The 13,205-nt window shown below is 56.3% G+C and carries 11 protein-coding genes; all 11 read right to left on the reverse strand.

The window, feature by feature from the left end; all coding sequences use genetic code 11:
• Positions 1-35 precede the first annotated feature (35 nt).
• Positions 36-1,079, reverse strand: coding sequence for an SGNH/GDSL hydrolase family protein (locus HZB29_01250; GenBank protein ID MBI5814217.1), 1,044 nt, complete (start codon positions 1,077-1,079; stop codon positions 36-38).
• Positions 1,080-2,300 carry a hypothetical protein gene (locus tag HZB29_01255; GenBank protein ID MBI5814218.1) on the reverse strand — a complete coding sequence of 407 codons (1,221 nt, stop codon included), beginning with the start codon at positions 2,298-2,300 and terminating at the stop codon, positions 1,080-1,082.
• A gap of 343 nt (positions 2,301-2,643) precedes the next feature.
• Positions 2,644-4,149: an MBOAT family protein gene (locus HZB29_01260; GenBank protein MBI5814219.1), complete on the reverse strand. Its 1,506-nt coding sequence runs from the start codon at positions 4,147-4,149 to the stop codon at positions 2,644-2,646.
• A gap of 94 nt (positions 4,150-4,243) precedes the next feature.
• Positions 4,244-5,203, reverse strand: a complete 960-nt coding sequence (locus tag HZB29_01265) for a class I SAM-dependent methyltransferase (GenBank protein MBI5814220.1) — start codon at positions 5,201-5,203, stop codon at positions 4,244-4,246.
• A 1-nt stretch (position 5,204) separates the two neighbouring features.
• The gene (locus tag HZB29_01270) at positions 5,205-5,450 is read right to left on the reverse strand and encodes an acyl carrier protein (GenBank protein MBI5814221.1); all 246 of its coding nucleotides are present in this window, start codon (positions 5,448-5,450) and stop codon (positions 5,205-5,207) included.
• Positions 5,443-7,302 carry an HAD-IIIC family phosphatase gene (locus HZB29_01275; protein ID MBI5814222.1) on the reverse strand — a complete coding sequence of 620 codons (1,860 nt, stop codon included), beginning with the start codon at positions 7,300-7,302 and terminating at the stop codon, positions 5,443-5,445. Before HZB29_01275 ends, HZB29_01270 begins: the two co-directional genes overlap by 8 nt.
• Positions 7,299-8,303: a hypothetical protein gene (locus HZB29_01280; protein MBI5814223.1), complete on the reverse strand. Its 1,005-nt coding sequence runs from the start codon at positions 8,301-8,303 to the stop codon at positions 7,299-7,301. The genes HZB29_01275 and HZB29_01280 overlap by 4 nt, the downstream gene beginning before the upstream one ends.
• Before the next feature lie 19 nt (positions 8,304-8,322).
• Entirely contained in the window at positions 8,323-9,261 is a 939-nt protein-coding gene (locus tag HZB29_01285) for a hypothetical protein (protein ID MBI5814224.1), read from the reverse strand.
• A gap of 58 nt (positions 9,262-9,319) precedes the next feature.
• Entirely contained in the window at positions 9,320-10,609 is a 1,290-nt protein-coding gene (locus HZB29_01290; protein MBI5814225.1) for an ABC transporter ATP-binding protein, read from the reverse strand.
• 8 nt (positions 10,610-10,617) lie between these two features.
• The gene (locus HZB29_01295) at positions 10,618-11,469 is read right to left on the reverse strand and encodes an ABC transporter permease (protein ID MBI5814226.1); all 852 of its coding nucleotides are present in this window, start codon (positions 11,467-11,469) and stop codon (positions 10,618-10,620) included.
• A gap of 1 nt (position 11,470) precedes the next feature.
• Positions 11,471-12,106 (reverse strand): hypothetical protein, encoded by a 636-nt coding sequence (locus tag HZB29_01300; protein ID MBI5814227.1) that lies wholly within the window; start codon positions 12,104-12,106, stop codon positions 11,471-11,473.
• Positions 12,107-13,205: the final 1,099 nt, after the last annotated feature.

Raw genomic sequence — 13,205 nt, forward strand, 5'->3', positions numbered from 1 at the left:
TTCATGTTCAATTCGCGGATTTTAAACTCGGCAGGCTACTTCTTCCCGGCTGCAACCTGTTTGCCGGCGTCCCCGGCGGGCAAGAGGCCGTGTTCCGTTATGTATTCAAACAGGCCGTCCGCGATTATCCGGTGCGCCTTGCCGTTGGGATGGGCGTCATCGGGGCTTACCCAAAGCGACTCCGGCTTCTCCCCGGCGAACCTCGGCGAAAGGTCCACGACTTCTTTCACGCCGACGCCGCGCGAGGCCTTCTCCACTTTTCCATATATATCGGCGAATCCATATTTCGGGCCGACTGCGTGCAGTTCCGGCAAAAGCGCCACCACCAGCCTGAATCCGCCCTCCTCCTTGGACAAATTCGCAAGGCGGCCAATGGCCTCCTTCATCCCGCGCCATCCATCCGCGTCGTCACGGTACAGGTTGGCGTAATAATTGTCATATCTCTCGCCGGAAATATACATCCGCCTGAAAGTGTCCACCCTCCCCCAAAGGAGCATGGCCAGATACGAGTATTTGATTATGAAAGGCGATTTTTGCCGGGGGGTGGGCTCCGCGTCGTTGATGAAGTAATTGAGTATCACCATGTCCGGCTTGAAGGCCCGGCCGCGCCATTCGAAGAACGAGACCTGCTGGTCGGTATTATAGTTGCCGACGCCGGTGTTGATCACCTGCGGCGTCTGTGGAATGCCGTTCTTCTTGAAGTATTCCTTGAGCGACGTTTCAAGCCGTGTGGCGAAAAGGTCCTCCTCCTTGGCTCCCCAGCCCACTGTCAGCGAATCCCCGAGCAGCATCACGCGGTAGGCCCCGGCCGATTTTTCGAGAGGATAGTCACCGCCACGGAATCCGTGGGCGTTTGTCCGGAACTCCACCCCCATCAAGGTTTCCTTCTGGTTAGGCCTGTGCTCGTGCCCGACGTTGAAGTTTTCGGATGCCCTTTTCACCGTGGCGGCGTACTTGCTCATCTCCACCTGGTAGTCCATCTTGATGGTGTACATGACGCGGCACACCACTTCCATCAATCCCAGGCAAAGCCCGGCGCTTATCAATATCACCAAAGAGGCGGTAAAAGTCTTGTTCATCTATTTTCTGTTTGTCATCTCCAGCGCCAGCGAAGCCAGGCTTTCACCGATGCGCCTGTTGCCGATGTCGTTGTAATGGCCGTAGTCCACGAATATTTCCCCGCTTTCGTCCTCAAACAGCCTTGACAAATCCGCCATTTTCACAAGGGGCGAATCCTCCTCCTTGCCGATTTTGTCAAAAGCTGCCGACGCGCCGTCAAAGAATATATACAGCTTTGCTTTGAACGACTCTTTGGTTATCTTGATTTCCTTCCACTCTTTTTCGGCAAGCGCTGTGGCCTCGCGGGGCGACAGGGATTTCTTGAATATCAATGTCGGTTGAAGCACGTGCAAGAACCGCACTTTATTGTCCCTCAACAGCGATCTCGTCGCGGCGGAATAATAGAGATAATCGCTGATGTCGCATTCCGCCGTGGCCTCTGGCTCCGGCCCTGGGCCGGCCTTCGCCGATTCCTTGAATGCCTGCCGGGCCTTCAAGGCGGTGATGAAATAATAGCCGTCAAGGTTTCCGGGGGTGATCCCAAGCTTCATCTCCATGAACTCCATGAAGCTTATGTCCCCGCGCTGCATTTTCTGGATGTACCCGTCAAAATCGCCCACTCCAAGGACATGGTTGAGCTGCTCGCGGTAATAATTGCCGGAATGCGCGGAGCAGGTTATGGCGTCGGTCACGCCGTCGAGAAGCAGGATCATGTCCGGCCTGAATGACGGTATCAGCTCGTTCATGACGGCCATGGTCACCAGCGGGCTGGACAGCCCGCCTATGGCGGCGTTTATCACTTCGATATTTTTTGCTCCAGGAACTTTTCCGGCAAGCGCTCTTTCAAGTACCGCCGCCAGAGTGGCCTCGTTGGACGACGCCCCCTGCCCGGCCGCGGCCGAGCCGCCCAGCAGGATGATGCGGAACACGCCATAGGGCTTTGGATTCTCATAACTGTCCGCGCCGTCGTTCCTGTTGGAAAAAAATCCGTCCTTGTTTATCTTCAACCCCCCGGCGGAGCTGTTTGGCTGCAGGGCCATTATGCGAGTGGAGCTGAAATACCTGTTCACGCTCATCAACGGCTTGTCGTCTATCCCTTCGGAGGATGGCCTGATGAAATTGTGGGCAAAATGGGAGAGGTCCATGCCGACCCTGTATTTCAAATATAGATACGAGGCGGTCTCCAGCAATACCAGCGCCAGGAGGGCCAGGGCAGGGCCGAGCAGTATGGCGGCCCCCACTTTCAGGACGTTTTTTTTCCCGATGGCGCTGTCTCTCTTTTTATTGTGTACGATTGCTCATCGGCAGCGCGGCCTGCCAATGCAATGGCCGCCACGGAGCCGGCGGATATTGTCCGTTAGAAGAAATAGACAAAAGGTCCGACTCCTTTGGAGCCGCCGGATAGAAGGATCAGGGCCACAATCCCGATAAGCGACAGGATGAACGGGATCATTATGTAGTACTTGTACTGCCTGAAAAACTCTCTCATTTCCTGTTCTTTCCTGATCGCATGCAAGCCCTGTTATGGGTGGATTTTCTATCACGCGCCCGTTGGGGGAGTCAATCCAATTTGTCCGCCGTGGCCTAAAAGTCGAAGTAAAGGAACGGCCGCGCCTGTTCGTTTGGCGGCTGGGTGATGATGAGAGCCGTGAGGACGGCCACGTAAAATATGATTATTCCGTAAATGATGGCCGCGAACGAAAAACGTGTCTCCTTGAAACGCTCCGAAATTTTGCCCACGATCTCCTGCACGTTCGGGAAGAACCATGCGATGACGCAGGATACGGCAAGCAGCGCCCCGGTCATCAGGGTCAACTGGCCGCCAGGCTGGAAAACACCCTGTATGTCCGCCATGCCGGACACCATCATGCGCACTCCCGTCATGCTTTCCGACCGGAACACAGCCAGTGATATCACCACCGCCGTGAAAGTGAGAATTGTGGTGAAAGTCCTGCCAAGCGGTGTATTGAACCTGTTCTTGCCGAAGAAGGTGTGGAACAGGTTGTTGGTGGCCAGATAAATCCCCTGCAACACTCCATAAAGTATGCACTGCCAGTTGGCGGTGTGCCAGAAACCGATGAGGATCATCACTACAATGAAATTTATCTCAAGGTTCAGGTCCAGCTTTTTTCCCCCCGCAAGCGCCGGGACTTGAAGATACTTGCGGCAGAATTTCGAAAAAATCAGGGGGTAGAACACATACTCCTGGAAAAACTTCGACAACGTGATGTGCCACCTTCGCCAGAAGTCGATGATGCTGTCCGCCTTATACGGAGAATTGAAGTTCACCGGCAGCTTTATCCCGAACAGAAGGGAAAGCCCGATGGCCATGTCGGAATATCCGGAAAAATCGAAGTAAAGCTGCATGGAATAGGCGACAGACCCGGCCCATGCGTCCACAAAGCCTATCGCTCCGCCGTGTCCCGCTGCGGCGAACACGCTCGTTGGATATGGCGCAAGGCTGTCCGCGAACACGGTCTTCTTGAGCAGGCCCAGGAAGAATATCACCACCCCCTGCAGGAATTCCCTGCTGTCGGGCATCAGCTCGGCCCGGGCGAACTGGGGCATGACATCTTTGTGGTGGATGATGGGGCCGGCGATCAGATGCGGGAAATACGAGACGAACAGGACGCAATGGATGAAGTTATACTCCTTCGCGGTCCCCTTGTAAAAGTCCACCAGCATCGCTATCTGCGTGAAAGTGTAGAACGATATCCCCAGCGGCAGGATAAGGTTGTTTGCAATGAAGCTGGAGCCGAACACTTCGTTCACGTTCTGGACGAAGAAGTTCATGTATTTGTAATAGCACAGCAGGGAAAGGTTCCCCGCGATGCCGTAGTAAAGGAATCTTTTGGCCGCCCCCTTGTTCCCCTCCCTGTTGCGGGAGATATTGACCCCGGCAAGGTAGTTAAAGAAGATCGAGGCAACCAGCAACGGCAGGTATCTGGGGTTCCACCACGAATAGAAAAACAGAGAGGCGGCCGCAAGCCATGCCAGAGACAATTCCTTGTGACGGCGGCCAAGCAGGTAATAAACAATCACCGTCACCGGCAGGAACGCCAGCAGGAACACATAGCTGTGGAACAGCATCAGCTATTTCCCGTAAAAGCCCGGCCCCTGCGGAGCCGGATGGGCATGAACGATATTTTCAAGCTGGTATGGAAGGATAAAGTGAGATAGTTGGTCAGGCCTGTTTTTTCAGCACCGCGCAGTAGTTGAGCGGCCTTTTGGACGATTCCGGGCTGTCGGACGGATACACCGGCAGCACATCTTCCAGTTCGATGCTAAGTTTCGCGTTGGAAATCAGCTCCCGGACCTCTTGGGCATTCTCGAAAAGGTAAATATGGTCCGAACTGGCGGCGAATATGGCCGTGGTGACGAATATCGGAGCGTCCGGCGCGGCCACCCGGGCAAGTTCCTTTAGCACCACCAGCGGATTCTCCACATGTTCGAGCACTTCGCCCATCATCACCGAGTCGAATTTGTTGTCCTCGAACGGGATTCCATCGGAGACGTTGCGGTTGATGAACCGCGCATTGGGCCGCCCCTTATGGCCGAAGGCGAACTTGCCGGCCCTGTCTATGGCGAAATCGCTGATGTCCAGCCCGGTATAACGGACATCCTCATGGGCCGTGAGCAACTGGTAAAGCTGGAATCCCGTGCCAACGCCCACTTCCAGCGACTCCGGATTCTTCTTTATCCCGGGGAGGAACTTTTCCGTGAAAAAAACCTTGTTCATCAAATAATGGTTGGGCCACAGCGGCTGGCTTAGCAAAAGGCCGTTAAGGTAATCGGAGCCGTACACATCCTTGTTGTGGTACACATGCTCCATGGCCTCCTTCTCGGTGGAATACAGGTAGTGGCCGCATTTCTCCAGCCGCCTCTGCAACTCCAGGAACTCCACGCTGAGCACGACGTAACTTCTGACCGATTGCCTGAGCCAGTTGGCCGGATCGCCATATATCCCGTTCAGCCTTTGGCCGATAAGCTCCAGTGTGGCAAGCCGCCCGGCAAATGGGGAGCATGACGCCTCGACGGTGGCCTTGAGCAGAAGCGGCATTTGCGCGTCCAGTTCCTCGAGGATCGCCCTGGACACCGGATATGCGGACAATTGCGGGGCGAGTGATTTGAAAAAGGAGCTCATCTTAGAAAGCGACTCCTTTCGCCGCCAAAGCGTTCTTTACGGCGCGGATGTCCTTGAAGTCCGCTATTTCGAGGATCTCGAACGACACGCCGAACTGCCCCTCAAGCTCGTTTATAAGGTGCACCATGCCGATGGAGTCCCATCCGTCTATGGTCTCCTGCGAGGAGTCCTCGGTCAAAGAGTTTGCGTCCGCGCCGTACAGGTCGGCGAACACTGAATAAAGCTTCTTAAGGTTGTCGTCAGGCATTTACGGCTTCTCCTATTCTTATCCAATCCGGGTATTGTACCTGCGCGGGAAGGCCTAGCGAGTAAAACTTGCGCCCATCCGCCTCCCCCGTCAAAGTCATTCCAAACTTTTCAAAAAGGCCGGAGACCTGGGCGTTTTTCTCCGTCGGCGCGTATTCCGCCGCAAGTTTTTTATAGCCCTTCGCCGCGATGTTTTCAACAAGGCCGCTCCAAAGCGCGTTCTCGGCCCCTCTTCCCAATGCTCTGCAGCTTAAAAGGAAACTGTCCACCACCGCCTGCTCCGCGTCCACCTCCCGGGCTATCGCAAGACCGATGATCCCCTGGTCGCCATAACGGTCCTTAAGCGAAATGGTGAGCAGGATATTGCGCTTTGACGAGAGCATCGCCGCCAGGTCTGGCGCCTTGTGCCTTTTTGTGGTGACGTTGAACTGGTTCGTCTTGGACAGCATCTGGGCGGCCCTGTTCAGGGTCGAATCGTCCACGGGGGCTATGACCGCCTCCATTTTCATCTCGCGCAGGAAATCTTCCACGCCGCCGCATTTTTCCAGCAACTGGCCCCGCAACCGCTGGTTGGCGTAGTCCTCGTGCCTTTTGGCGTCCTCTTCGCTTCCCCTGTAGGTGTCAAAATAGCCGCATTCGGACAGAACGCGCCAGATGGACAGCGGGTCCTCGCTCACCTCCAGCACCATCACCTCGGGCGCCATATACTTCATTTCCTGCCGTTCGAACTCCTGGTCGTCAAGAAAAACGAACGAGTCCAGCCCGATGTCAAGTTCCTTTGCTATTTCGCGGATATTCTCACATTTGGGGGCCCAGTTCGCCCTCACCGCCGCGAAATCGTCCAGCGAAAGAAGCATCCCGTCCAGCCGCTTGAAAGCCTCCTCCACATCGGCGTGGTTGTTCTTGGTGACAAGGGCCAGAAGAATCCCCTGTTGCTTTAGCGACCAGGCGAAGTGCTGTATCCGCCTGTAAACGTTCCCCGGGAAATCGTGGCCGATGACAAGCCCTTCCACCCCATCCTCGCCAAGCACCCCTTTCCAGAGGGTGTTGTCCAGGTCCAACGCCAGGCATTTGGCCGGCGGATACAGAAGCGGGCGCAAAACGCGCTTTATATGTTTGGCGAAAGAAAACGCCGCGAGCCCGTCGGCCACGGGCTGCCGGGCGAACAGGTCCATCTTGTCGTCATACATCGAGCCGATATGACGCGCCGGAAGGTTTGCGATGTCCAGAACGTGCAGATGGATGTTTTGCGAGGCCATCTCCAGCAACTCCAGGTTTATCTTCATGATCACGCTGGACAGGCCGTGATGGACATGCGGGTCCCTCACAGGGTTTATGTGGCGCGCCGGATATGGGAACGTGGACATAAAGAGAGGGGCGGAGGAAATCTTCGGGTATTGGGCGCATATGTTCCCGATCCTGGCGATGATCTGCTTTGCGGCCGCAAGCCGCGCCTGGGGGCTCCAGCTGTGCCCTTCCAGCGCAAGATTCGGGTGGAGCTCTTCAAGCCTCCACAGGACAATAACCGCGTCCGGTGAGTTTTGCAGCATCGGCGACGCCGGATCCAGAAGCGACTGCTCTATGTTGTCAAGCTCCCCCAAGGCTATCACCGGCCTGCATGGGCATGTGGAAAGAGCAAGCTTTATGTAATCAAGCTGTGTCTCCACCGTGTACGTCCGCACGATTCCAAGCTTGAACCCCGGCCCAGCAAGCTCCGCCGGAAGTTCGTTTACGCTCTTTAAAGCCCGCCGGACCGACCCTATCGAAGGCGCAGCGGCAGCCTCCATCACAGCCTTTACGGCCTGCTCGGGCCAGGATCCGGAAATATCAAGCCCCGCCGCCGCGTTTTTCATTTCGCCACCCCTTCGGCTCCTGCATTTGCGTTCCCGCCCGCCGGGGCCTTCAATACCGGGTATAGCGCCTCCGCCATCAGCTTGTGTCCAAGCTCGTTGGGATGTGCGTCCACCTTTGTGGCCCATATCTGCCCGGGGGTCAGCCCCTTGAACGCCTGATAGAAATTCACGAACGTGTATCCGTTCTCTTTTGCGATCTTCTCGAACTCTTCGTCGGTGAACTGGAACCTGTAATTTACCAGGTCGTGGGTCTCCGGTATCAGGCCGAGGTAAAGCCTTACGTGATTTTCCTTCGCGTAGCCCGCCAGCCGCTTGAAGGCGGTTTTCATCGACTTGAATCCCTCGCGCTCCGGATTGAACACGCTCCTGTAATACGCCTCCAGCGAATCGAATCCGGCGGGGCCGGTGTTCTGTTTGATTACGCTCCAGATTGTCACCGCCAGCTGGCTGTTTCGCATCAGGAAGTTGGCCGAGCCGGCCTCCAGTATCTCCGCGTCACGCACGAAACACAGCGCCACCACGTCGGTCGGCTTTAATTTATTAAGCCTGGTGATGAAAAGCTCCACATACCTGGCGGTGTTATAGTTGGCCACGCCGGAGTTGAACACTTCCACATCGTCACCGTCTTTGGCGAACATCTGCCGTATCCGCTCCTCAACGGTCTTGTCCTCCTCCACCCCCCATCCAAGGGTCACCGATCCGCCGATGAAAACTATCCTCCTTTTGCCCGTCTCGCCCGGCACGGGGCCGCCCCTCATCCCCCATTCATTAAGCCGGATGTTCACGTTCTGTAGGACCGCCTGGCTGTTTGGCGCATGCTCGTGCCCTAACACCGGGTTATCGCTGGGGCGTTTTAAACCGATGCTGTACCGCCACATCTCTATATCGTAATTCTGCATGGACGAATTCTTGATCCGCAGGACCACCTCCCCTATCAAAAGCGGCAGCAGCAGGGAGACTATAACAGCGGCGGCCTTCACAGGAGCGCTGGAGAGCTTCATCTTCAGAATCCCCGCGGTCTTACCGCGCCCCCAGCGCAAGCCTTTGCATTTCCGGCAGGCCGCTGTGCGCCAAGCGCGCAAAAGGCCTTTTCAGATCGAAAGCAAAGGGCGTTATGTAATGGATCATCCCCATGATCCTTATTTTGGTCTGCACGCGCGAGCCGTAATGAAAGCATCGCGACGCGTCTGCGAAACCCACCGTCCCCTTCGGCCCGGCGAGCGGGATCGCCTCTCCTTCCTTTATGTGGGCGTTTATCGCGTCGTCGCCCACCCTTGTTCCCCATCGGTAATCTATGGCGTCGCGGATCTCCTTCGACTTCTTCGCCGAGATGGCGGTCAGCGGCCCGCTTTGCCCGTCCACGTCGTTGCAGAAAAGGAAAATGCGCATCTTGGTCAGGTCTTCCCAGTCGCAATGGTAAAGCTGGCTCCCCTTGAACTGCGTGCTTTCGTTCGGGCGGGAATACCATATGTCCACGTAATTGACTATCGGCACGAACCCGAAATAATTGGAGACCGCCGCCAGTATGTCGTCGCGCAACGCAAGCTTCAGGAACGGCGAATCAAGTTCGAGTGTCTTGCGGTCCACAAAGTACATGAGCAGGTAATCTTTGGAATACGGATTCTTGGAATTGGCCATGTGGGCGGCGATGTCCTCCGTTTCCATCCGTTTTGTTATCGAGCCGATCAACTCATCGGCTCCAGCCAATCCTCCCGGCGGAAACACCTTGAATCCGTCGTCGCGCGGGATTTCAAAACCGGCCCTGGAGGCGTTTTCCCGCGCCGCGTTCACCCGTTTTTCCATCTCGCCCCTGTTGAACATTCCGGCCACCCTGTTCATAAGCTCGCGCACAGGCTCCGGCTGGAAAGGCAGGTATCCGTTCGGATGGCTGGACCTGCCAAGGAGGTAATTGACGGTGTCTCCCAGAAACGACTTGCCGTATTTGGCTATCACGTTCATTGGCCCTCCGGATTGCGCTACCATTCTATTCCCGCCGCCGTCCCGTGTCCATGCGCCGTCAACGCGCGCCGCCGCCGGACGTGTCCGTTATTTCCCACCGGTGGTCCACCAGGCAGACACCAAGCTTTTTCTGAGGCGTCAGCCCGGTGCTGTAAAAATGCCCCGCCGCCACCACAAGCTCCCCGAAGTTGAGGAACAGGTGCGACCGGACCCCGTCCACGAATCCGGAAAAGTGATACTGATACGCTCCCCCTATGAGCGGAAGGCGCGGTATTGTCAGCGTCACCCTCCCCCTGCCCGGTTTTACCTGGAATTTTTCACCTGCATGCTGCGTGGTGCAGCAGAATACTTTCACCTGGTCCTCGTTTTCCATTATGAAATGAAAGTCCACCACTCCATCGCGCCCCTCTGCAAGCTCGTATTCGAACACGACTTTCATCGGCTCCCCGCTGCGCACAACCGAAGCCGGGGACCCGCCGCCATCGAGTATCGTCACCGATTTTATCTCCAGCGGCCCTTCCGGCTTCACCTTTTTGAGGGTGGAAACACCCGCGCTCAAAATTTTCGTGCGGTAATGGGTGATGGCGTCGTCTATCTCCCCGAAGTATTTCACCTCCCCGGCGTCCAGGAGTATCCCCTTGCCGCAAAGGGTGGAGACCGTGGAGAGGTTGTGGCTTACGAACACGAGAGTGCGCCCCTCCTTGCTGATCCCCTCCATCTTGCCGATGCATTTTTTCTGGAACTCCGCGTCCCCCACCGCCAGCACTTCGTCCACCAGCAGTATCTCCGGCTCCAGGTGCGCCGCCACCGCGAAGGCCAGCCGCACGTACATGCCGGATGAATATCGTTTCACCGGCGTGTCCAGAAAGCGCTCCACCCCGGCGAACGCCACAATTTCGTCGAACTTTTTGGATATCTCCCCCTTGCGCATGCCGAGGATCGCCCCGTTGAGGAAAATGTTCTCCCGCCCGGTCAGTTCCGGATGGAACCCAGTGCCCACTTCCAGAAGGCTCGCCACCCGCCCTTTTAGGGTTATCCTCCCGGTGGTCGGCTCCGTGATCCTGGTGAGTATCTTGAGCAGCGTGGACTTGCCCGCGCCGTTCCTGCCGATAAGGCCCACCCTTTCACCCTGCCCGATGTTGAACTCCACGTCCTTTAAAGCCCAGAATTCCTCCTTCGCCGGATAGTCCCCGCCGGCGGATCCGTCTCCATGCGGACGGATGAGTTTTTTCCCGACGCTGGCGAACTTGCGGGCGATCTCATCGCGCAATGTGGTGTATGTGTCCTTGGCCTTGTGGGCAAGCACATATTTTTTGGAAAGATTCTCGGCTATTATCGCGTCACTCATGGCTGCCTTTAAATCGTGTCAGCAAAGGAACGTTCAACCCTGCGAAAATATAGCGCGCCACTCACGGCAAGGGTGGCCGCGAAGGCCATGGAGACAAAAAGAGCCGGCCAGTATATTTCGCCCGTCCCGCCAAGCAGCGCCCAGCGGAACCCGTCAATCACCCCCACCATCGGATTGAGGGAGTACAACATGCGCCATTTTTCCGGGATCACGCCGCTGGAAAAGCCGACCGGGGTTATATAAAGCCCTATCTGGAGCATGAACGGTATCACATAGCGGAAATCGCGGTATTTGACGCTAAGGGACGAAAACCATATGCCCACCCCCGCCGAGAGGGTGAAGCCCAGGACGGCGAAAAGCGGGAGCGCCACGATCCGCCCGTCGGGGGAGTGGCCATACCATGCCATCACGAGGGACAGTATCATAAGGGCGATTAGAAAATCGGCGACGCTCACCATAATTGAGCTTAAGGGGATTATGAACCTTGGGAAATAGACCTTTGTCACAAGGCTTGCGTTGCCCACGATGCTAAGACTTGCGTCCGAGATGGAGTTGGCGAAAAACTGCCACGGCAGCATCGCCGCGAGCACCATCACAGGATATGGAGCCGCCCCTTCCGCCGGAAGCTTGGCGATCCACGAAAATACCACCGTGAGCGTGGCCATCGTGAGCATGGGCCTAATCACCCCCCAGGCCACCCCCACGGCCGTCTGCTTGTAACGCACCAGAAGGTCGCGCCAGGCCAGGAAGAATAGAAGCTCCCTGAAACGCCAGACGTCCAGCCAGTATTGGGCGCTGGCCCTGTCCGCCTCTATGATGAGGGTTGGCAACGCATCCGCGGGGCGGTTGTTTATTTCCATATCACATCGCCGACAACGGGCTGTTAAAATATATTAGCCGCGCCGAATCGGAGCCCTTTTTCATCTTCCTCCACCACTCCAGGAATTTCACGTCGCACACGATGATCCTGTCGTATTCAAGGCTGTCGGCCGCCTCAAACGGCTGGGCGGGCGCCCCGGCCACGCTCATCCCCTCCCACTCGTCCGCCACCACGGCCACGAGAGTAAGGTTGTCCATGGCCAGAAGGTTCATCACCGCTATCTCAGCCAGGTCGTTATAGCCGGCCACCACGATGCGTGTCATGTTCGATTCCAGGCATTCGGCCAGGTTCGCCCGGATCATCCCCTGGGCGGTCTTATAATTTTCCAGTGTCGCCGAAAAATAGCGCAGCGTCAGCCGCCCCTTTTCCAGAAAACCCTCCGGGGTCAGGTAATACAGCCATCGCCGCGGGCTCACCTGCTTTGCCTTCACATAGCCCTTGTTTATCACCCTGCGCATGAAGGAATGGACCAGCCCCGCCGCAAGCCCGGTGCGGACCGTGATCTTTTTCTCCGAAACGTCCTTCCCCTCCTCGATAATCCCGAGGATCTGGAGCGCAACGGCCTCATTCGCCATTGTTTTGTAAAACGAGTGTGGCGACTGTTTATCTTTTTTCATAATGCGTGAATTTAAAGGCGGTAAAGAATGATCTGGATTTGGAAGACCGCGTGTGGGAAAAAACTCCGCTAAAAGCGATTAAAGGCACGCCTCCGGCGCCCTGCCTGTCAACCCCCGCCCCGCGCGGCCCGCAAACTCCGCAAGCCGTCAGGAAACAAGGGATGTGATTGCTCACATGATGAGCATATTAGGGCCTGCAACCGTTTTTGTCAATCAAATATCAGGCTTTGATTTCACTCCAATGGTGTCACCCCGGCCAAGCGCGCCGCGATCCTGATCCCGGATAGCCGATGACGGCTTCCGTGATGACACGGCCCTTGTTCAACGCTTCCCCGTGTTTGGCTGCTGTCCGGGGTGTTTGAGCGCGCAAGCGCGTCACCCCGGACTCCTCGTATCACGATAGAGGACACCGGGGTGACCGCCCTTCGGGCTACAACACCCCGGTGAGCGGTAAAACGCCCCTCGGCAAGCTCGGCGTGACATAACTTGTCATGGTGAGCAATGTCATCCTGAGCCTGTCGAAGGATTGTCGAACCATGACTACACTACCCCGCGCTCCCAAAGGAAAATACCCATTGTCGAAAATGATTTTCTGCTTCCCTGTGGTCGTATCTATATAGCGCTTCCCCATAGCGCTTCCCCGTGATCGCCTCTTAATGCTTCCCCGTGGTCGCTGACCACGGATTCCTAAAGCGAGCAACCGTGGTCAGGCCGGACTGTTGCCCAAAAGGGAAAACACGCGAAACGAACGCTGTCCGGGGTGTTGTAGCCCGCAAGGGCGGTCACCCCGGACTTTCATGCCGCCGTATGCGACGGAGGGGTGACGCGCTTCGCGCTCAAACACCCCGGAGAACAACATAAAGTCAAAAGTAAAGACCTGACCCCTTCTCCTTCTTAGGTTGCCGCAGGCTGTGAGGGCTATGGCCAACAAAAGCGCCATCGCCATTCCCCATTTCCCCTCCTTTACAAGGAAAGCTTTGCATAATTGCTTTTATGATGCTATATTATATTACCAATAGTAATACAATATATAGCTGGAGGCGAAATGAACCGTAAATCGGGGCAGTTGGGGTTTTCAGACGCCGTTGTCGAGCAAAGG

Source organism: Nitrospinota bacterium, from assembly GCA_016235255.1.
Lineage (GTDB): Bacteria > Nitrospinota_A > UBA7883 > UBA7883 > JACRLM01 > JACRLM01.